This is a genomic window from Paenibacillus sp. BIC5C1 (assembly GCF_032399705.1).
GTDB lineage: Bacteria > Bacillota > Bacilli > Paenibacillales > Paenibacillaceae > Paenibacillus > Paenibacillus taichungensis_A.
The window spans coordinates 17,124-37,960 of record NZ_CP135922.1 but is presented as its reverse complement, the minus strand read 5'-3'; the positions used below and the strand labels follow the sequence as shown (position 1 = coordinate 37,960).

Annotated in this window: 23 protein-coding genes, 1 rRNA gene and 1 riboswitch; of the genes, 2 read left to right on the top strand and 22 right to left on the bottom strand. The window is 45.5% G+C overall.

All coding sequences use genetic code 11. From position 1 onward, the window contains the following. Positions 1-19: 19 nt before the first annotated feature. From RS891_RS00175 to RS891_RS00140, 8 genes are all read right to left on the bottom strand, one after another. Positions 20-196 (bottom strand): small, acid-soluble spore protein, alpha/beta type, encoded by a 177-nt coding sequence (locus RS891_RS00175; RefSeq protein ID WP_053778930.1) that lies wholly within the window; start codon positions 194-196, stop codon positions 20-22. A 217-nt stretch (positions 197-413) separates the two neighbouring features. Then, a complete protein-coding gene (gene veg, locus RS891_RS00170; RefSeq protein WP_053778931.1) occupies positions 414-689 on the bottom strand; it encodes a biofilm formation stimulator Veg in 276 nt (91 codons plus the stop codon). Positions 690-842: 153 nt separating this feature from the next. Then, the gene (gene yabG, locus RS891_RS00165; RefSeq protein WP_113055714.1) at positions 843-1,739 is read right to left on the bottom strand and encodes a sporulation peptidase YabG; all 897 of its coding nucleotides are present in this window, start codon (positions 1,737-1,739) and stop codon (positions 843-845) included. A gap of 59 nt (positions 1,740-1,798) precedes the next feature. After that, entirely contained in the window at positions 1,799-2,701 is a 903-nt protein-coding gene (gene rsmA / locus RS891_RS00160; RefSeq protein ID WP_113055713.1) for a 16S rRNA (adenine(1518)-N(6)/adenine(1519)-N(6))-dimethyltransferase RsmA, read from the bottom strand. 4 nt (positions 2,702-2,705) lie between these two features. Then, positions 2,706-3,251 (bottom strand): ribonuclease M5, encoded by a 546-nt coding sequence (gene rnmV / locus RS891_RS00155; protein ID WP_024633704.1) that lies wholly within the window; start codon positions 3,249-3,251, stop codon positions 2,706-2,708. A gap of 155 nt (positions 3,252-3,406) precedes the next feature. Further along, positions 3,407-4,591 carry a resuscitation-promoting factor gene (locus RS891_RS00150; RefSeq protein WP_113055712.1) on the bottom strand — a complete coding sequence of 395 codons (1,185 nt, stop codon included), beginning with the start codon at positions 4,589-4,591 and terminating at the stop codon, positions 3,407-3,409. Between the two features lie 273 nt (positions 4,592-4,864). Next, a riboswitch (cyclic di-AMP (ydaO/yuaA leader) is annotated at positions 4,865-5,118 on the bottom strand. A 241-nt stretch (positions 5,119-5,359) separates the two neighbouring features. Then, entirely contained in the window at positions 5,360-6,130 is a 771-nt protein-coding gene (locus RS891_RS00145) for a TatD family hydrolase (RefSeq protein ID WP_175382525.1), read from the bottom strand. A 329-nt stretch (positions 6,131-6,459) separates the two neighbouring features. Further along, on the bottom strand, positions 6,460-7,740 hold the full coding sequence (locus tag RS891_RS00140; protein WP_315794133.1) for an HD domain-containing protein: 1,281 nt from the start codon (positions 7,738-7,740) through the stop codon (positions 6,460-6,462). 317 nt (positions 7,741-8,057) lie between these two features. Between RS891_RS00140 and RS891_RS00135 the strand changes: the two genes are divergently transcribed. Further along, complete coding sequence (locus RS891_RS00135; protein WP_024633700.1) at positions 8,058-8,312, top strand: AbrB/MazE/SpoVT family DNA-binding domain-containing protein; 255 nt, start codon at positions 8,058-8,060, stop codon at positions 8,310-8,312. Positions 8,313-8,604: 292 nt separating this feature from the next. On the opposite strand, the gene rsmI is transcribed toward RS891_RS00135, so the two are convergent. The 12 genes from rsmI to RS891_RS00075 all read right to left on the bottom strand — a co-directional run bounded on the left by rsmI (position 8,605) and on the right by RS891_RS00075 (position 18,189). Then, positions 8,605-9,486 (bottom strand): 16S rRNA (cytidine(1402)-2'-O)-methyltransferase, encoded by an 882-nt coding sequence (rsmI, locus tag RS891_RS00130; RefSeq protein WP_315794132.1) that lies wholly within the window; start codon positions 9,484-9,486, stop codon positions 8,605-8,607. Then, positions 9,487-10,266, bottom strand: a complete 780-nt coding sequence (locus tag RS891_RS00125) for a tRNA1(Val) (adenine(37)-N6)-methyltransferase (protein WP_113055709.1) — start codon at positions 10,264-10,266, stop codon at positions 9,487-9,489. Between the two features lie 85 nt (positions 10,267-10,351). Continuing rightward, a complete protein-coding gene (gene yabA / locus RS891_RS00120; protein WP_024633697.1) occupies positions 10,352-10,720 on the bottom strand; it encodes a DNA replication initiation control protein YabA in 369 nt (122 codons plus the stop codon). A gap of 28 nt (positions 10,721-10,748) precedes the next feature. Further along, a complete protein-coding gene (locus RS891_RS00115) occupies positions 10,749-11,549 on the bottom strand; it encodes a PSP1 domain-containing protein (RefSeq protein ID WP_024633696.1) in 801 nt (266 codons plus the stop codon). 118 nt (positions 11,550-11,667) lie between these two features. Then, the gene (gene holB, locus RS891_RS00110) at positions 11,668-12,639 is read right to left on the bottom strand and encodes a DNA polymerase III subunit delta' (protein ID WP_113055708.1); all 972 of its coding nucleotides are present in this window, start codon (positions 12,637-12,639) and stop codon (positions 11,668-11,670) included. A 9-nt stretch (positions 12,640-12,648) separates the two neighbouring features. Next, positions 12,649-13,092 (bottom strand): YaaR family protein, encoded by a 444-nt coding sequence (locus tag RS891_RS00105; RefSeq protein ID WP_113055707.1) that lies wholly within the window; start codon positions 13,090-13,092, stop codon positions 12,649-12,651. A 264-nt stretch (positions 13,093-13,356) separates the two neighbouring features. Next, a complete protein-coding gene (locus tag RS891_RS00100; protein WP_017691391.1) occupies positions 13,357-13,686 on the bottom strand; it encodes a cyclic-di-AMP receptor in 330 nt (109 codons plus the stop codon). A 62-nt stretch (positions 13,687-13,748) separates the two neighbouring features. Next, the gene (gene tmk, locus RS891_RS00095) at positions 13,749-14,396 is read right to left on the bottom strand and encodes a dTMP kinase (RefSeq protein WP_113055706.1); all 648 of its coding nucleotides are present in this window, start codon (positions 14,394-14,396) and stop codon (positions 13,749-13,751) included. Positions 14,397-14,627: 231 nt separating this feature from the next. Next, a complete protein-coding gene (locus tag RS891_RS00090; RefSeq protein ID WP_113055704.1) occupies positions 14,628-15,320 on the bottom strand; it encodes an LrgB family protein in 693 nt (230 codons plus the stop codon). After that, positions 15,290-15,718, bottom strand: coding sequence for a CidA/LrgA family protein (locus tag RS891_RS00085; protein ID WP_113055703.1), 429 nt, complete (start codon positions 15,716-15,718; stop codon positions 15,290-15,292). Before RS891_RS00085 ends, RS891_RS00090 begins: the two co-directional genes overlap by 31 nt. A 217-nt stretch (positions 15,719-15,935) precedes the next feature. Further along, positions 15,936-17,663: an aminotransferase class I/II-fold pyridoxal phosphate-dependent enzyme gene (locus RS891_RS00080; protein ID WP_315794131.1), complete on the bottom strand. Its 1,728-nt coding sequence runs from the start codon at positions 17,661-17,663 to the stop codon at positions 15,936-15,938. Between the two features lie 340 nt (positions 17,664-18,003). Next, complete coding sequence (locus RS891_RS00075) at positions 18,004-18,189, bottom strand: sigma factor G inhibitor Gin (protein ID WP_024633689.1); 186 nt, start codon at positions 18,187-18,189, stop codon at positions 18,004-18,006. A gap of 595 nt (positions 18,190-18,784) precedes the next feature. On the opposite strand from RS891_RS00075, the gene RS891_RS00070 reads away from it, so the two are divergent. Beyond that, positions 18,785-19,309, top strand: coding sequence for a hypothetical protein (locus tag RS891_RS00070; RefSeq protein WP_315794130.1), 525 nt, complete (start codon positions 18,785-18,787; stop codon positions 19,307-19,309). 642 nt (positions 19,310-19,951) lie between these two features. Here RS891_RS00070 and RS891_RS00065 read toward each other — a convergent pair. Further along, the gene (locus RS891_RS00065) at positions 19,952-20,389 is read right to left on the bottom strand and encodes a hypothetical protein (protein WP_113055700.1); all 438 of its coding nucleotides are present in this window, start codon (positions 20,387-20,389) and stop codon (positions 19,952-19,954) included. Between the two features lie 292 nt (positions 20,390-20,681). Then, positions 20,682-20,798, bottom strand: a 5S ribosomal RNA gene (rrf, locus tag RS891_RS00060). Between the last annotated feature and the right edge of the window lie 39 nt (positions 20,799-20,837).

The window sequence follows — 20,837 nt, the reverse complement described above, 5'->3', positions numbered from 1 at the left end:
CCAAACCGTTTGAACCGGATTACGATTTGCGTGCCGCTTCTTCCGCAAGTTGAATGGCCCGTTTCACCATATTGCCCGCATCCTTCGCTTTGATTCCGCCCCAACCTTCCTGCTGGACGGTATCATAGAAACCTAGGTCTTTTGCCAGTTCATTCTTGAGTTCATCCGACATTACACTTCTTCTTCTCCGGCTCATGGGTCATCCTCCTCGAAATAGTTCATTCATGATAAGTCCATTCGTATCCGGGACTATTTGCCCCCAGGCCAAGAAAAATGCCTTGAACCTGTCCAAATAGTATGCCGCTTCTTCCCCAGACTCATTCCTGATCAACTATGGCTCTCCGAGGATGAGCAGATTTTTAAAATAAAAAAAGCGACCTGCCCAAGGGGGCAGAATCGCCGTAAATCGATACTTACGTCTCCATGTAGGAGCTATGCGTCTGGCTGCCTGGATCAAATACCATGACTTCCACCGATTCCGTAAGTATATCAGCATAACTGTAGGATACTCGCTTGAAAGTTTCTTGCTCCTCATCAAGCTTGACAATAAAAACAGAAGGGTACGTTTCTTCCAATACACCCGTACGCTCAATGGTCTTACGGCGGCCACCATTAGCCCGCAGCATAATTTTCTGACCGATATGTGCATCGAGATTGCGTTTGATATCCAATAGCGTATTTTTAGCCATTGTCGACGACCACCTCTTTTCTTGTCCATTATACCGGATTTTACAGTCATTGTCAAATCAAAACTAATTATTATATCAGTATCAAAAAGTTGTTGTCAATGAATTTTTTTGCAAACAAAAAAAGCCCCTAAATGGGACTTTCTTCTGCCATCTTCAGACGGCTGATGGATTCACTTTTAACGTGGATAAATCATTCAACCCGGGCAGACCTACGCGATAACTCCCCCGTGTCTCTACGCCGCCCACACCCTGACTGCCACTAATCGTGTTATGCAAAATGTCATTCATGTTCACGGTTTCCCGTACCGACGTGAAGGCTGCCTTGGCTGCCACATAGACCGGGTCCAGAGCATGAATGAGAATTCGGCCCGGTGAGCTAGCAAAGTTAGCTCCAGCCCGCAGCAAAGCCTCAAAGTGGGACTGACACGCACCAGCTACAATCGTGAGCGCATCGAGATGACGTTCATACTGCCTAGCCACCTGAATAGCGGATACGAAGTTCTGCGAATTCTTGTAGCTGCCCAGACTATATAAGTCGTAGGGCTGACGAGTCTTGAGTACTCCGTCATGGCCAGTAATGACAACGATATCCGGACGCACTTTCGGCAGCAGACGATATAACGTGTCAGCCATGGCCGACTCATGTACATATTGGCCCTCTGCGGGAACACGAAGCTGCTCATAAAGGTTCATGCTTTTTTTTAGATAATTGGGGTCACCATCCAAGTGCAGCACTTTGCCAGGCATCTCGAAATAAGCCGGTTCTTGTTGCACAGACCATTCCTGAACTATTCCTTCGCGATTGCGCTCGGCCTGTTCCATTCGATTCTGCTGCAGGCGTGAGAGCGTCTGATGTGCCTTCACGTGAGCCTGCCTCGTCTTCGCACTCTGCGGTTCATAAGGAACCTGTATCAAATCGTCCACAGGGGAATCGGCTAACAGCCGGAACTCGGTCCCTTTAATGATGGCACCGTCCGACTGGAGGCCTTCCACCCGAAAAGTCACATCTCCACCGTATGACTTTCGAACGACCAAGTCTCCGATATTCATCAACATAATCACCTCTACCCCATCGTATGGGCAGAAACCCGGATTGGTTCATCCGAATTTTACAGAGCTGCGCGTACCCCGGCTTCCCACATTACGGTACAGAGTGTTGCATACTCCTGCAGGCTCAATGTTTCTCCCCGTCTTGAAGGTTGAATACCGGCCTGCTCCAACAGCTGATCAGCCTGTTCTCTGTTCTCCTTTGTGAAGAAACGAGCTTTCAAATTATTGGAGATTGTTTTTCTACGCTGCGCGAAGGAAGCCTGTACCACTTCGAAGAAATGTGCCTCGTCGGGAACTTCAACCGGTGGCTGCTCACGCACCTTTAACTTGATTACTGCCGATTCCACATTAGGCTGCGGAATAAAGACCGTGGGCGGAACAATACAGACCAATTCCGGCATACTGTAGTACTGAACCGCAATGCTCAGACTTCCATAGTCCTTTGATCCCGGTGCAGCAGCCATGCGTTCGGCCACTTCCTTCTGGATCATGACTACAATGCTGTCTACTGGCAGCTTCTCTTCGAGCAGCTTCATCATGATTGGTGTCGTTACATAGTAAGGCAGATTGGCCACAACACTCACTTTATCCACCGTTCCAAAATCGTTGCGGAACAACTCGGCTAGATCCAGCTTCAGCACATCCCCGTGATGCACACGTACGTTCGGATAAGGCTGCATCACTTCACCCAGAATCGGGATCAATCTCTGATCAATCTCTACAGCCGTTACAGGACCAGCTACACGAGCCAGACGTTCTGTGAGTGCGCCAATACCTGGTCCGATCTCAAGTGCCCCCTTGGACTCGTCCAGATCAGCTGCATTTACAATTTTGTTTAATATATTTTGATCGATCAGAAAGTTCTGACCCAGGCTCTTCTTGAATGAAAATCCGTGTCTTTGAATAATTTCTTTGGTTCGTTTGGGTGTTGCAATCTCTACGGTTTCTTCCATGCCTTTCATACGCTCACAATCCTTCACGTTCAATTTGCGATAATGCTTCGGAGAATTCTTCCCGGGTAATCTGGAATACACTCAACCGTTTGTGGAACTGTTTGCCGTTGCAGTAACCTATACCCAGCAGATTGCCCATCTCCATACGACGTGCAGCAGCCTGTGGATGCACAATCAGTCCCGCCGCAATCAGATCCTCCCAATCGATCAGACTTGGTGCGCCTTCATATGACGTGTGTACACGTGCCAGTGCATGACGAATCGCCTCCGGTGAGGCGTTCTCCACTCCGATGTCGCCTTTGCGCGTAGCATCTGCCTCTGGAATGAAAGCATGTTTGCAGCCAGGTACTTTATTGGCGATGATTTTACGAATACGTTCTCCAGCATGATCCGGATCTGTCAGTACGATCACACCACGTCTCTCTTGAGCAAGTGCAATCCGCTTTAGAATGCGCTGGTTGATAGCAGACCCACCAGTCTCGATCGTATCTGCCTGAACCGCACGCCGAATGGCTACGGTATCGTCACGACCTTCAACCACGATCACTTCTTTTATCATGTTCCATTTCTTCCTTTCTAACGCAAAAAGAAGAGGAATATCCTCTTCTCTGCCAAACGGCGGGGGAGACTGAATTCAGACCCCCCCGCCGCATATTCCGCATGATTCATTCATGCTTATATTTTATAGCATTCCCATTTCAAAGTAAAACGATTTTAGTTCGCTTCCGGCTTCACCGGACCAATCACATATACCGTCTTGCCTTTCTTCCGTCCGAAGTTCAGGGCATGCTTCACACTATCATAATACACATCAATTTTGTTGCCTTTAATGGCACCACCTGTGTCTTCCGCACGACGGAAGCCAAGGCCCTCGATATACACCCACCAGCCAATTGGAATGACTTTGGGATCCACTGCAATGGTACGTCCCTCGGTTACCCGAGTACCTGATGCCGTTTTTGTGCCGATACCGGGCTCTTCAGAAGAGTATGCCGTCATGGATACATTTTTTAATACTTTAGAATATTTAAAAGAACTGCCTGAAACGGTAATTACTTTACTGCCCGAGGCAGCGGTTTTCTTCGAGTTCGTAGTTGTTGCTGTTTTTGTCGTGGAAGTCTGCGCCGATACCGTCTGAATCACTGGCTCTTTCACAACAGGTTTGGCTTTGGTACCAACGGCAATCACTTTATCAACGCGATTCGTTGCGACCGATTTACCCACCATTTTTTTGGAGACCAATTCTCCATCCTGGAACACCTTTTCAATATGTTGTACAAGCGTGCCTTCTTTACCGCTCACAATGACACGATTGTCACCTTTGTACAGGCTAGGGTCAGCCGTCTTGATCACTTTATAAGCAATCGGCTGTTCCACTTCCACCGTACGCTTTGTTACCCGCACAACACGAATTTTCATATCCGCTTCAATAGTGGTTCCAAGCGCCGGATAAACTTTGTCTTCACTTGCAATCTGAATACCTGATTTTTTAATCGCATCTTTTACCGATGAATCGGTTGTATACAGAGTCTTGGTGTCTCCGTCTGCCGTAATATTAACTGGAACGGCCCGCTCAATAACGATGCGGTCTCCATCTGTGATCGCCCCATTCAAAGGCATGGATACCTGATCGTGAGGGCTGACTGTGATTGACTGCTCCTCCAGCATTTCCTGAAGCATTCCTGTACGAGTCTCTACCACTTGAGCTTTGCCATCAATAACCAGTGAAATTTGTTTCCCGGCCTGACCGTAAACGACTAACAAGATCATGATTGTAAGCGCAATTGAGAAAATCGCGATCAATGCCATTTGACGCATGTTCTCATGCTTCCACCGCAACGCGAAAGACTTACTGGATGATCGTGACTCATGGGTCTCTTCTGGTTGGAATGTGCCCACTTCTCCGTCCTCCTTCATAGCCTCGCCGTCTAAAGTAATGCATGATGTCTTTGACGCGACTATACCAAATTTTCTACAGAACACAGATCGGACCAACATAATCCGGTTCTGCACCATGAATCAATCTTCGCAACATGATGTCATCCTCCTGAATACTTACCGTATGATGACAGTATTTCTTTTATTCAAAAACAAAAAAGCCAAAGAAAGAGTTTAAGAGGAACTCTTTCGTGGCTTCCGAATGATTCTGAATATCGGAAATTCATGCACGAGGTTGCCTCTCTTTTTCCGCTTGCGAGGTTAGCTGTCGGGTTCGGGCGAAAGAGAGCCGCCCTATCTCCGGTCATCCGCTCATGGCGGACGCCCTTGAATTCACCCCGAGACCCAAAGAAGAAATCAAATACGGCTTCGCAGATTCATACGCTGCTTTTGGGTCAGCGCATGTTGCGCATCGGCTGCAATCACCGATGTTTAAGCCCTATTGGTTCCCCCGCTCTCCGTTAACGGAGACTCAGCGAGACTGATTCATGAAAGTAATGTTGTTTCATCGGAAAGTGTCCCTTTGTTCATCCCCCGAACATCTGTCCAATTTTCCGCACAACAATTCACTGAAAAGATGATATCCTGTTTCGATGCATGTTGTAAAGCGTTGTTCAAGTACGTTTTTCTAAATATTTGGTTAAAATATTGTAATATTCTTGATTTATTTGAATCAAAAAGCAAATTAACTCCGCCTAACTCACTTTTTCACCCGTTTTGCTCGATCTTTTAACGAATCCCAAATCGTTCCATGGCATTTTTGGTCGTTATTGCTGCAATTTCCTCTACCGAAATGCCTTTAATTTCCGCAGCTGCTTCTGCAACCAGACGTACATGCGCTGTCTCATTTCGTTTTCCACGATAAGGGTGCGGTGTCAAATAAGGAGCATCCGTTTCGATGAAAAATCGGTCCATAGGAACCTTCTCAAGTACCTCTTTGGGCTGCTTCGCATTTTTGAACGTGATTGGTCCCCCGAAAGAAAGATGAAAGCCCAAATCCAGACACATTTTCGCCGTTTCCCAACTGCCAGAGAAGGAATGCATGACACCGCCTACTTCTCCTGCTTTCTCTTCACGCAGAATCTTTACAATATCCTCATGCGCATCCCGGTTGTGAATGACAATCGGCATATTCAACTCGCGGGCCAGACCAATTTGTTGTCGTAATACGCGATGCTGAACCTCTTTCGGTGAAGTGTCCCAGTAATAGTCTAGACCAATTTCACCAATGGCTACCACTTTTTCATGCTTGCATAAAGATGCAATCCATTCCAGATCACCCTCCTGCATCGTGATTGCATCCACTGGGTGCCATCCTACCGCAGCATATATAAAATCATAGGTTTCAGCCAGCTTCATCGTGGATGGAATGGTCTCCCGGTTAAAGCCCACGTTAATCATGCGACCAACGCCTGCATCCACAGCACGCTGAATCATTTCCTCGCGGTCCTCGTCGAATTGTGGTGCATCCAAGTGTGTATGTGTGTCGAACAACATCATGCTTTATTTCTCCCTTCATGTCGAATAAACGACTGTCTCTTTTTATTCCATCCTGCACATCTTAACCAGAACATAAGTCTTACTAAATTAGATCATGTTTTTTTATATTTGATTCCACTAGTTTATTGAGCACAACATGTAGAACGAACAAGTTACTTCATATCTATATGTGCTTATTATTAGCAGCTCGGGTTGTATTCTAATTGCTCTGATTACAAAATTATGTCGATCTACATGTACTCTCCATTAAAGCAGATTACTGTATCATGAAAAATAGCTCTTTTCGAAAGCTTTTTGCATCATGATTCTTGAACAGCAATGCGCATCATTTAATGTGAGAAATAGGGGCGTATATGGGACGGTAATTCATGAACAATCGCATCCACCTTATTTTGCGGATAATACAAATGATGCTTTCCGCGATGAAGACCACTAATTGAACGGACGATGTCGGACACCTCTGACAACTCATGTAAATTGTCTTGCCGATCAAGCAGCAAAATCTGCTTGTCCGTGGATTCATCCGGACGAAACACATCATACGGATTATCCGTTGGAAAATCAATTTCTAGATCATACTCGGGATTGAGACCGGCTACAGTGAAGGCTTCCCGAATCTCTTCAATCATGTTTACGTCGATCTGTTCAATCTCTACATACTTATATAATTTGCGATCTATAAATCGTTCGCATAACTCACTTAGAACAGCATCGTCCTCTTTGCGCCACTGCATAAATGCCGTCTGAATCAAAGCTTCGTCCAGTTGCAAATAATCATCCACTGATAAATCTCCATTGAATAACTGGGGCAGTGGATCAATCATGAAGCGGAATTGGAAACCTTGCTGTATGAGACTTTTTGCCCGCTTAAATATTTGCCGCAATATAATTTCCGAACTTCGGGTAACCGGATGAAAGTAAATTTGCCAGTACATCTGGTACCTGGACATCAAGTAATCCTCCACGGCGTGCATGCCCGACTCCTTGACCACGATTCGTCCGTGATATGGACGCAGCATACGCAGGATACGATCAAGGTCAATCGTCCCATAATTCACACCTGTAAAGTAGGCATCCCGGAGCAAGTAATCCATGCGGTCCGCATCGAGCGGACTGGTGACCAAATTAACGACAATAGGTTGCTCATACGTTTTTTGAATTACAGAAGCCACTTTCTCGGGAAAATCAGGAGCATACCATCTTAAGATCGCCCCTACTTCGGTATCACCTGTAATGATCCGACAAGTCCAATCCTCATGATTCATATCGAAAGCTTCTTCTATAGAGTGAGAGAATGGCCCATGTCCAAGATCATGGAGCAATGCTGCGCAAAGAGCTACCGTCTTTTCCTCCTTTGGCCAATCTGAATAGTGACTTCTTTCAAATTGGGAAATAATTTTACGTGTAATTTCGTAGACGCCCAAGGAATGTGAGAAGCGACTGTGCTCTGCACCATGGAAAGTAAGAAATGATGTTCCCAACTGACGGATTCGGCGTAAACGTTGAAACTCGGGCGTGTTGATCAACTGCCATATAATCGGATCTTGCACATGGATATAATTATGTACCGGATCTTTAAACACCTTTTCTTCCGTTAAACGCTGTTCCATGTCTATTCACTCCTTTAAATATCGTTTGTATTTGTCGCTTTTAGTATAATAGCACCAAGGATTCGACATTGTATGACGAATCTTGTCGAATAAGGTAGTTTTGTCGTTTTCCAAATCGACAAAGCTGACATTGATGTTTAAATACGAAAAATAGCTTCCAATCCCTTACCACTCGTAATCTTATCAAAAATAGCCTTTATTTTAAGCTAATTTTAAGGTTGACTGTTTTGGGAATCGTTGGTATGATGAGTATCATAAAACATAAAATAATGTCGAATAATGACAATGATCGTTAGCTGAGAGGAGCACTGATTATAATGATGAAATCAACAGGTATTGTAAGAAAAGTGGATGAACTGGGACGGGTAGTTATTCCAATCGAATTGCGCCGTACGCTCGGTATTGGTGAAAAAGATGCTCTTGAGATCTATGTTGACGGCGAGCGCATCATGTTGAAAAAATACGAACCTGCTTGTATCTTCTGTGGTAATGCAGAGAACGTTACTTATTTCAAAGGTAAAATTGTTTGTAACGAATGTATTTCCGAAATCCCTGCACCTGTGACAAAATAAGAAATATCCGGTATAATAGTCTTATTAAATTGTTATTTCTAACCTTTTTATATTCCTTGATCGCCTTCCCGGTGTGAACCCCACCGCTGGAAGGTATTTTTTTGCTTTATTATGGTTTCTCATTACCCTAAAAATAGATCTATGAGTCTATACAACTCCAAAAAAAAGAAGAGCGGTGACGTTCGTATTATTTTTTTCTCCGCTCTACTCGTTTTCATATTCCATTAAGGTTGGATCTAAGGTTCCTTTAAGTGTATGTTCCCTATTCCAGCATTTATTTGTTGATTCGTTATTAGATTAACGCGTTATATACATCTCGTTTCGTCAAACCCCGATCTGTTGCCGTTTTCTTCATCGCATCTTTCCGACTAAGTCCTTCATTCTCATAATGGCTCACATGATCCTCCAAGGACAGCAACTGCCACCAGGCTTCCCGCTCCGCCTTACGCTCCTCTTCCCTGATACCTTCTACAAGCAAACAATATTCCCCAAGGGGTGGATGTTCCTCAAGCCATTCTATGCATTCTTGGATAGTGCCTCTTGCGAACTCCTCATGACGTTTCGTCAGCTCACGTGCCAGTACGATCGACCGATCACCCAGAATCTCTTCGAGATAGGCCAAAGTTCTACGAATACGGTGAGGGGACTCATAAAATAGCAACGTACCATTGGACTCATTAAAAGCTTCCATCACTTTTCGCATGTCTTTTTTCTCCCGCGGCAAAAAACCGCCGAATGTGAAACGCTCCGTCGGTAAACCGGATACGATCAGAGCTGATAACGCTGCATTGGCTCCAGGGATGGGAATGACCGTAATTCCAGCTTCAAGCGCAAGTTTTACCAGATCGGAACCAGGGTCCGAAATGGCCGGCAGACCGGCATCACTGACGAGTGCCAAATTTTTTCCTTCTATTATATAGCGTATGAGTTCAGGCCCACTGGCTGCCTTATTATGCTCATGATAACTGAACAACATCGCTGGTGTAATCTCAAAATGGGTAAGCAGCTTTCGGGTCTGACGTGTGTCTTCCGCTGCAATGATGTCACAGCTCTGCAATGTTTTAATTGCTCGAAATGTCATATCGTCCAGATTACCGATTGGTGTTCCTACCAAATATAGTTTACCGGCATCACCTGCCTGCTCTGCATAGCTCTTCTGAATTTGCAATGTCATCTATAACCCTCCTTCCGTTGTACGGTGTGCATACTGTGCACCGTAATATATGTCCATGATTTCTTCGCAGTATTTCCCCTCTTCATTGTAGACAATCAGTGGTGGAAGCATGCGTACCTCCGGTTTCCCATCCTTGAGTGCTTCAATCAAAACCATATTGGCTTCCAAATGAGCACGGGGATGTACCATCCGAATCCGTTTCGGTTCAAGTTTATACTCACGCATCAGAGAGATGATCTCTCCTAGACGCTGTGGGCGATGAACCATGGATACTTTACCGCCATTACGCACCAGTCGATTGCATGCCTGAATGACTTCCTCCAGCGTACACCCGATTTCATGGCGTGCCATGGCCTGATGAGTATTCATCTTGAGATCACTCCCATTTAAGGGCATATACGGAGGGTTAACCGTTATAGCATCGTATACAGCATGACCCGTTTCTTTCACGAGTTCACGCAAATCACCTTCATGGATCGTAATGGATTCATCCAATGCATTCAGTTGAACGCTGCGACGTGCCATATCTGCCAATCGCGGCTGAATTTCAATGCCTTCCAGACTCGCCTGCGTTCGTGTGGTCAACAGAATGGGAACAACCCCATTGCCTGTACACAAATCAAGCACACGACCACGTTTCGGTACTGAAGCAAATCGGGCCAACAATACAGCATCCATCGAAAAACTAAACACTTCATCACTTTGAATAATCTTCAAATCATGAGAGAGCAAATCGTCGATTCGCTCCGAATCTTGCAATTTTACTGATATTTCTGTCATATGATGCACTCATCCTCCGGTACTCTATATCTCAGACAAGGTTCTTAACCTTGAAAAAAAACCGTAGGGGATCCCTACGGCCACTTCATTTATTCAAAAAAGACAGGCAGAACAGACAATCGCCTTCCGTCCGCAAATGTCCATAGTAGACATTGCAGATATGGAATCCTTCGTGATACAACCGAGCAAGATTATCATACCCTTCACCTACAACATCTTCACCAGTAGCCGGACCCGCAGGTCTTGCTACCGGAGCGAGCGCCGATGCGATAGGCAGATCTGCCGGGGCCTCACGCTTCAGCAGTTTGCGTAACTGCTCATTCTCGATGGTAAGCCGCTGATTATCTTCAAGCAGCTCTTTAACAATCATTTTTAACTCTCCTAAATCACTGTGCAACTGACCCAATTGGGTTTCCATTTCATGAATGTGCGTAAACAGATTTTTCTTTTCCAAGTTTCCACCCCGAAGCAACCTTTATGGTTTACTTGATAACGACGTCATCCAGCGGAAGTTCTTTGACTTTACTGATGTCGAACAGTTGAACATGGACTGTGCGATTACCGGCATTGATGCCGACAACTTTTCCTTCACCCAAAGAGGTGACGACCAACTTGCCTACAGCCGGCAATTCTTCTCTCACACTTTCATAGTTATCATGCTCAAATTTCAGACAACACATGAGTCTTCCGCACAACCCGGAAATTTTCGTCGGATTCAGTGACAGGCTCTGATCTTTAGCCATCTTGATTGATACCGGCTCAAAGTCTCCCAGCCAGGAAGAACAACATAATACTCGGCCGCAAGGTCCAATTCCTCCAAGCATCTTTGCTTCATCACGTACACCGATCTGTCTCAGTTCGATCCGTGTCCGGAAAATGCTTGCCAGATCCTTGACCAACTCCCGGAAATCCACTCTTCCTTCAGCTGTAAAATAAAAAATAATTTTATTGCGATCAAACGTAAATTCCACATCGACCAGCTTCATTTTGAGGCCGTGGTCTTTGATTTTATTTAAACAAGTACCGAATGCTTCTTTTGCTGCGCGTTTGTTTTCATCTACGACACGGGCATCTGTCTCGCCCGCCACCCGGATGACCTTTTTGAGCGGCAACACCACATCAGACTCGCCTACTTCTTTCTTGCCAACGACAACCTTACCGTACTCTACCCCCCGCGCTGTTTCCACGATAACGCAGTTTTCTTTTTCAATGGGAAGGTCCAGGGGATCGAAGTAATAAATTTTGCCCGCTTTTTTGAAACGGACACCCACTACACTGTACAAAAAATTAACCCCCTCGTAAGCCAATCCCACTTCGTCTGAAGCCCTGTCTTCTTAGGGAACCCGCCGAAGTTTATAACCGTTTGCATATGATTGGAACAAAATCTGTCCTCTCCCAGTCTTATGCCAAACCGATCAAAAATTGCTCCAGACAAAGCTGGCCATTGACATTGAAACGCAATTTTTTTCTGCATGCTGCGGCCATATCCATGTAGGAAACCCACTGCTCGGTGCTGCGGGTATGGGCCAACTGAGACAGCATGTCCAACTGATCTATAAAAACGATATGTTCATGCCTACCATACTGGACATACAGCATATCCCTGAACCATAAATGGAACAGGCTAAGCATCGTATCCAGGTGTTCTGAGAGTCCGGTTTTAAAAAGCTTCTGCTGTGCAGAGATCAATGATGTACTTCCTCTACCCAGGGACTCCTTCCCTAATTGTAACATTACGTTTCTAATTTCTGCAAACCAATTCTGCTGGAGAATTTCTCTACATGCTTCCAATCCTGACGCTAAATGGACGGCAGAGCGAGCCAGATTGGCAGGGTGTCCTTCCGTAATCAGCGATTGCAGCATCTCTTCCGGATTCAGTGCACTGAAAGGAACCAATTGAGAGCGTGAACGAATAGTGGGCAGCATCGCCTGTCCATTATCCGTAATTAAAATGCCTACCGCGGGCACCTGTGGTTCTTCCAGAAACTTCAGCAAGCTGTTGGCTGCTTGGACAGTCATTTTCTCGGCCTGTTCGATAATATATACTTTGGGATGCCCCGCCTCTGAACGGTACGAAAAGATACGCTGCAGATCCCGAATTTGATCAATTTTAATGTTATTCCCATCCGGTGCAAGCATGGTTAAATCAGGATGGTTTCCATGCTCCACCTTACGACATTCAAGACACTGTCCGCAGGCATCATCTTCAAGCTCTGTACAGAATATTGCTTTGGCAAATGTAATCGCCGTCTGCAATTGTCCACTGCCGGATGGTCCGCTAAACAAATAGGCATGACTTATGGCATGACGTCTCAAACTGCTCTGTAACATCTGCTTGGCTGCCTGCTGACCCATAATTTGTTGAAAGGACATACTTCCTCCTCAGAAGCTTAAATTAATAAGCATTCCCCGAATTTCTCCTACTTGCTGTAATAACGTAATCTTGCCTTCCTCTGTTTCCAAAAGCTCATCAGCCATAGTTAATAAGGCAGAGTCAATCTCATCAATTAACTTGTAACGTTTCCCTCTTCCCCGACGATCCCATCCTCGAGTCTCTTTCATAGAGACACCACGACGGACCGTTTCCTCCAGAAATCTTTTTACAAGCTGCTTGTATGCTTTTAATTCTCGAATGGTCATGGAACGAGACAAACGGTCACCCTGCATCTGGATCTCACTTAATCGGCGGGTAAGTTCAGCCTGTGATGCTCGTTCGCCCTGGTGATTCATCATATCAGAGAAATTTTTGGATTGAACCGGTTTGGAGCCGGAATCGGAAGAACTGAGTCCACTCTGCATCGGTCGGAATCCAGGATTGATTTTCATGGAAACGCCTGCTTTCTACCTTAGTAGGCCAATCGCCCATCAGCACAGTGCGCGCTGCGCCTGTGCGTGGAGGAGACCTTATATATGTGCTTCATTATGCTCTATATATAATAGTAGTTAAATATCACCACATGGATCTATTCGTTGGTTAGTCAACCTCTGTCCGAAATAAAATCTTCCCTGATCGAAAAGTTTTTTCCGGACAGAGAACGCGATTCTTGATAACAAGAAGGACGCTCAATAGGATTTATGCGAAATGCATCATTAAAAGTGTTCGAATCGATCTACCGGAAGAACAAACACGGTAGCTCCACCTACTTGAACTTCGACAGGTAGCGGCAGGTAAGAGTCGGTTGTTCCGCTCATCGGAGTGACTGGAGTCACGAGCTGTTCACGAACCTTACAGCTGCTGCGAATGACGTTCATTACGGACTCGACCTGACCATCATCGACACCGATCATAAACGTCGTGTTGCCTGCCTTCAAAAATCCACCGGTACTGGCCAATTTCGTAGCCCGAAAATTTGCTTTGACCAATGCGCTGGATAATCGGTTGCTGTCTTTATCCTGTATAATCGCAACAATCAGTTTCATCCTGCATAACCTCCTTCAGATAATAAGCACCTTATGAAATGCCATGTCTATATATTAGACAATTACTCGTCAAAATCCTTCAAAAACCCTGTCTCAAGCGACAAAATCATTGCTGCCAAGACCTCTTCTTGCTTTTGAGAAGCATCGATGACCTTGATTCTGTCAGGAAACTGTTCCTTCAGCAGAAAATAGCCTTCACGCACTTTGCGGTGGAACTCCAGACTTTCGAGATCCAGACGGTTAACTTCACGTCCATCGTGGGCATCAATACGGGCGAGCCCTGCTTCCGGCTCGATATCCAGATAGAGTGTGACATCTGGCATCAGTTCACCTATTGCAAACCGATTGATGGCCCAAACATTTTCTATGCCAAGGCCACGAGCGTATCCTTGATAGGCCAGACTGCTGTCGACAAACCGGTCACAGATCACGGTCTTCCCTGCCTTCAATGCAGGCTCCACCTTCTCTGCCAGATGCTGGCTTCGTGCAGCTGCATAGAGCAGCGCTTCGGTTCTTGCATCCATTGCCGTATGAAGAGGATTGAGAATGATAGCACGTATTTTCTCCGCAATTTCAATCCCGCCAGGTTCCCGAGTAACTACATATGGTATACCCTGTTCTTCAAAGTAAGAACCTAGCTTACTGATCATTGTTGTTTTGCCGGACCCTTCTCCCCCTTCCAACGTAATGAATTTACCTCTGCCCTGCATATGCTTCCCTGCTTTCTATATCGATAATTGCTCCTAATTGTGCTGCGATAACTACAATCTCGATCCTCTCATACTCCAGACTATGAATGAACCCGCCCAGAGGTGTATGTTCATGACTATTCCATAGATTGGTTCGAGTTTGGTACAAGCTTTCTTATTATAACTACTATACATGATCCCGCGTTAACGGTCAGCTATTCTCCAATATTTCCGATAATGCACATAACCTGTTCAGCCATAAATCAACCATACCCATAAAGGGAGCATGACAGAGCCGGCAATAGCACTGACAATCATGGATACGGAACTCAGCGCTACCGCATTTTCTCCATACTCAAAGGATCTTGCCATACCCAGTGCATGGGAAGCCGAGCCGAGTCCGATCCCATACGCATTTTTGCTGCTTACTCTGGCCCATTTCAATATCATGGGTCCCAATAATATCCCCGAAAATCCGGCTATCATCACAAATAATGAAGTAAAGGATGAATTTCCTCCCACCTGATCAGCCAGTTGAATGGCAACGGGTGTCGTGATGGATTTGGGCAATAAAGCGATAACGATATCTTGCGGATAACCGAGTAGCAGGGATATGGCGGCCCCTGTGGACATACCAACGATACTTCCACTCAAGGTACCCCCTAATATCGGGATAATATTCCGTTTCAGTACATCAAGGTGTTTCGCCAAAGGAAATGCCAGGGAAACTACAGCCGGCCCCAATAACTCCTGTATCCATTTGCCACCAAGCATATACGTATCGAGCTTAATACCTGAAAGGACCAAAATCAGAACGATTACAGTCGTTGCTGTCAAGACAGGCATAAGGATCGGCCACTTCAACCTTCTATATAAATGAGTCGCCGGTATATATATAGCCACGGTCAAGGCAATCATTCCAAATCCGAGGATGAATGCGAGCATGAGATCGCCTCCTTCTTGCCTTGATGCGTCGATCTCCACACCATGAGCCATTCACTTATTTTCGCGGACAACAGACAGGTAATCAACGTACTAACGATCAACCCCAGAACAAGCAACACCGTATTGGCTCTAAAAAAATCAAAATGATTGATAATGCCCACTGTGGGAGGGATAAATAATAATTGCAAATTCGATTGAAGCCAGGATGATCCTTCTTCGCCCCAGCTTAGTCTGATCCATCCCAGTTGAATGACGATGAATAAAAGCAGCATCCCGACAATACTTCCTGTTAACGGCAGATGCAGTACAGCCTGAATCAGGTTTCCTATCCAATAAAAACCGTACATCAGTATAACTTGCAGGACTATTCCTGTATATTTTTTTAGCGGAATATCCAAGGTTTGTTCCCTTCTTTCTTATGTCCAGACAACAATGATGTCCTAACTTGTTTGGGCATTTTGCATAAATTCAAAACGTGTCTTCAATCAACAAGTTATATATCCGAAATGCTTATTCGTCTATAGATTGTACCCGTGGTTGAATCGAATCAAAGGAAGCAAAACGCTGGTTTTAATAACGGTTGACTCCTCAAGCCCCTTGCTATACTAGATTCAATTATTCCCTAATGATTTTCAACGATTGTAGCGAAGTATCCGATACGCCATGGAACCTTGCTCCTTCATCTCTCAGCAGCTTAATACGTGAAGCCATTGACGCGCTTATTCGCTCACCAGCGTACACAAGAGGTATGCCGGGAGGATACGGAATGACCATCTCCGCAGAGCGAAGACCTACACATTTATCAATCGATACCTCTGTCGTATCCTCCTCCATAATAGGCTGCAATGTAAACGGGATGGGCTCCGAAAAAGGAGTTCCTTCTTGAAAATTGTTCCACGTGGAAATATAATTTGCAGCCTCTTTTGTAAAACGCTGTGGTTGCTCACCACGAGATTGGCTCTGCTCCTGTTCTAGGCTGATTTGTCGTAAAGCCTGCAACAGGTGCTCGGCATCGCGCAGCGTCGAGCCCAAAGTAAAGAGCAGGACGACGTATCGTTCGTCGCTCATTTCGGGCACGCAGCCGCGTGCTTCCAGCTGCTGCTGCAGCCCATAACCGCTCAGCACCCCTGTGCCGTCATAAATGACGGCCTTAAACGGGTCCTGAGCGGTGTACCCCGCGGCTGAAGGCAACGCCGCCGCGGGTACAGCTTCAGGCCGCCCCGGTGCACCGGCGGCCTCCGACTTACCGCCAGCTGCCGGCTTCGCTCCGGCTGGCGGTTCTTGCTGCAGCAGCTGCGCGGGCTGCAGCAACCGAAAGCGCGGCAGCTCCGCAAGGCCGCGCTTAAAGGCGTCCACGGCGGCAAGCCCCGCCGTGAAGGCATTCGCGCCCTGCGTATGCAGCAGGCGGCGCGCCAGATCAAGCGAAGCCATCACCGGGTATGATGGGCTTGAGCTCTGCACCATGGCCAAACGCTGACGCAGCAGGGACCGGTTTAACCTTGGTCCCTGAACGTGCAGCATGGCTCCCATGGTGAAAGCAGACAGCATCTTGTGGGTCGACTGCACCACACCGTCTGCTCCGCAGGACAGTGCTGAGGCTGGCATCTCCGGATGCTGCCCATAATGCGCGCCATGCGCTTCATCCACGAGCAGCGGCATGCCTGCATCATGGCACATCTCCGCTATGGGCCTCAAATCAGCACCCATACCGTAATAATTGGGCAAAGTCACAAGTACTGCCTTTGCCTCAGGATAGGCCTGGACAGCGGCCTGCACCGTCTCAAGCGACGGCATCACCGCAAGTCCACTAGCAGGGTCAACCCACGGCTCCAGGAATACAGCCCTTGCGCCTGCCAGCATCAATCCGTGAATGACAGACTTGTGCACATTACGTTGTACCAGTACAAGACTATTAGGTTCATTACATACGGTAAGCAGCAAAGACAAATTACCTGCCGTACTGCCTCCGACAAGGAAGAAGCTCTCCTCTGCTCCAAAACAATCAGCTGCCAGCTGCTGCGCCTCCAATATAACCCCTTCTGGATGATGCAAGTCGTCCGTCCCCGAGATTTCCGTTACATCCAGCCGCATCATCTCCAGAAACGCACTCACCGGTACTACATCTACATCTGCTGCAGATTCGTCAGTTCCATCGCCAACATGATTCGTCAGCCCGTGAATTTCATCGGCTCCCCAATCTAACTGCTGCTGGTCCGTTTGCTCCAGTAACCCTCGATAGACTTGTCCATTCTTGTGCCCAGGTACATGAAAAGAACGCTGCCCTGAATCACGATAAGCAAGCAACGCCTCATATAAAGGTGCGGTATTTGATTTATGTTCCATTGAATAATCATCCTGTACATTCATAAATTTTGATACGATCGTACCAATGCTCTCTCTAACTACCGAGACCTCTCCACGCTTGTTTCTCTTCTAAGATCTGCTGTATTCAAAACGTGTGGGTAAAGCACTCCTCCTTTCATTATATCAGGAATTGTCCAGTCCCCGTGCAAACCGCCGTTTCCAACGATGCAGTAGCAACATATTCTGTCACCCCATGGGTGCTTATCATGTCCATTTTCCCCTTCCTATTTACCTGATAGAAACAGAAAAAGGCCCCTAGGGCCTCTATGCACATCGATACAAGTCAATGTGATGTTTCACTAATATGTTTTAACGCTCTTTATGCGTTCTTTTGCACCCAAATCTGCTTCATCTGATGAATAAAATAATTGTACTTGGCATCCTGTGCATCCGTATGAACCATTTCTGCTTCGCAAGCGTCACATATAAATTCAGATACAATAAAAATGCCTTCTCTTTTGGTCTGTTCGCAGATAATGCATGTGTGTTCGGCGTGTCCTTCCATCAACCATCCCACCTTGTTTTACGTATTACTATCAGTATTGCACAGTTTCTATTATTTTAAACCTTTTCATAGTGCTTTCTTTCTATAAAATATATATATTCGCCTCCCCCTCCATGGGTGTCTGTACCGAAAACAAACAGAAGAAAAATGCCATTCGTTCAATACTTCAGCGAGACAGCCTGCATTGGTTAGTCATTCTCCTTACCTTATAACGTATCTAAAACCTCACAGACCTATAATTTGTTCTATTATATGAAAAACCATGCATGGACAGTCATTACAAGAAACATCACCCTACTTCATTGTATTTCTCAGGTGATTTTCTCCTCCTCCAACTGCTCTAAAAACTTATATTCTATAATCTTAAAAAAACTTGGATTTTCAGCCGATATATATTACATCACCATTCAGAACCTGACAGCCAGGTCGTTCAACGGTATACTTGTATAGAATTAATCTACTTCCATATCTTGTACATCAATCTGGAGTCCATTCAAGGTTCATATATACAATTTTGCCTCATCCATTTCCTTATTTATGAAAACGAATACCTTTCACAAATGAACGTGATCCCAGAAGGAGGATTTGTAACCGTATGATTGCCGAACCGGAGAATAAAGCAACCTTTTATCAGTACCGGCTTCTGAAAAAAAAGGCCATTGCCCGCAGCGTAATCTTCAGCTATCTGTCTTTGCCTGTCATTATGCTTTTGTTTAATCTGTTAGCTTTCTCCTGGACCGGCCTCTTCTACTTTATCCTGGCAGGACCGATCACACTATGGATTCAATATGTCATCGCCAGAACCATATTACTGCTGGTCCGTACCTCCTATGCACGTCGTTGGCGATGGAATCTCAAAATGCCTTGGTTCGGCTATATTCCAGACCAACATTTCAGCTACCGTATGTTCGTTCGGGTCCACCTCAATATGAGTTGGATTGGATTATGTATCATTACCGTCTGTTTAATATGGTCACCCTTGTCCTTCAGCCTATCGTTGATTTTCTGGCATCTGTGGCTTCTTGTACCACGTCTATATGTTGTACTTGTTCTTTCACGCGAACGTAAGGACGGACTTATCAAACTAAATGAACAAGATGTCTCCTACTACCTGCAATAATTGTTCTTCTATCCTTTATCTATAACCTTGCCTACACGCAATGTATAGTAGAGCCCAGTAATACATAAATCGCTAAAAGCTCATCCATACCTTCTTTCTATTCAAACTGACACAAACACTTCTATGACGCTCTTCCTTATTTACTGCGTCATGCTTTCAAACCTTAAAGGTTATCCACAGTGGATAACCTTTAAGTGTTTCACCTCCCTTTCTCCCTTATCCACAGCATGGGTATAGTTAAAACGGTTATCCCCAACACAGTTCATCCGTTTCCGTTCAGCCACGTCCCAGCTTGTTGAATACCGTTTCTGATATTAAGTATGTATTAGGCTCATAATCGACCTCTTTTCGCTGTCTTCTCTCTTCTTCTATGATTAGTTGCTGTATAAACGACTGAGAGAGACTCTACGGGCACATACTATCGGTTCTTCATGTCTCCTTGTGTGGGTGATAAGCCAGCCTCTCAACAGCTCCTAATAAGTCACTGCCATAAGAACCGCCCACCTTCTATTGCTCATCTAATAATGGTTCATGATATACAACAATAAATACAAAAAAGCCCCCATCACTGTCGGGAGCTTTAATATGATACGGACCATTACACCGTTAATTTTCGAACCATTACATCAAAGCACAACTCATTCAATCATCATCATCCAGTGATTTTACTGTCGTCTGAGCAGCTTCACTTTTCGGAACCATTACCGTGAAGAACCCATCATGTACAGCTAGATGTACAGTATGCCCTTCTTTAGCAAATACACGTAGGGAACTTGAGTCATTGGATGTACTCTTGGCTTGCTTTTCTGTCCAGCCCCAGCTCTTAATCTCGTCTAGATACACCTCAGGAATACTAGTGCTCTCACTAATACCAGATAGCGTATATCGAACATAATCCATATCCGAATTGTTTTCAGACTGGTCAGATTTATTCGCCACTTTAGGAACCGGGAAACCCTTCTCGTTTACCGCTCCTTCATAAGAAGTCCATGCAGATCCTGCTTCACCGCATCCTACAAGCACGCCTATAAGGCTGAGCAAGAGAAACGAATGAAGAACTAGTCTTCGCCAACTTGTCACACACACCCTCCTTTTCACAGCTGCACATTCCAGCTCTGTGGTCAGGTACTTTTAGCATATTTAACATAGTCCTATTATACTGGTTTCGAATGCGTTTTCCGTAACAAAAATGTTACCTTCATTTCAAGACTTTTTTAGAGCATTCATTTCCCCTCTTTTGAAAGTCAATCCAACCTCTATTTATATCAGCTTCTAACGCCAAATTCAAACCATCTTCAAATAACAGTTGTTTTTAATTTTTGCTTATAAACAAATAAAAACCACCACCGAATAACATCGGCAGTGGTTCTTTGCTTGGCGGCGTCCTACTCTCCCAGGACCCTGCGGTCCAAGTACCATCGGCGCTAGAGGGCTTAACGGTCGTGTTCGGGATGGGTACGTGTGGAACCCCTCCGCCATCGCCACCAAACGCATAGCTTAGCTTACATTTCAGAGATTATTCTCTGAA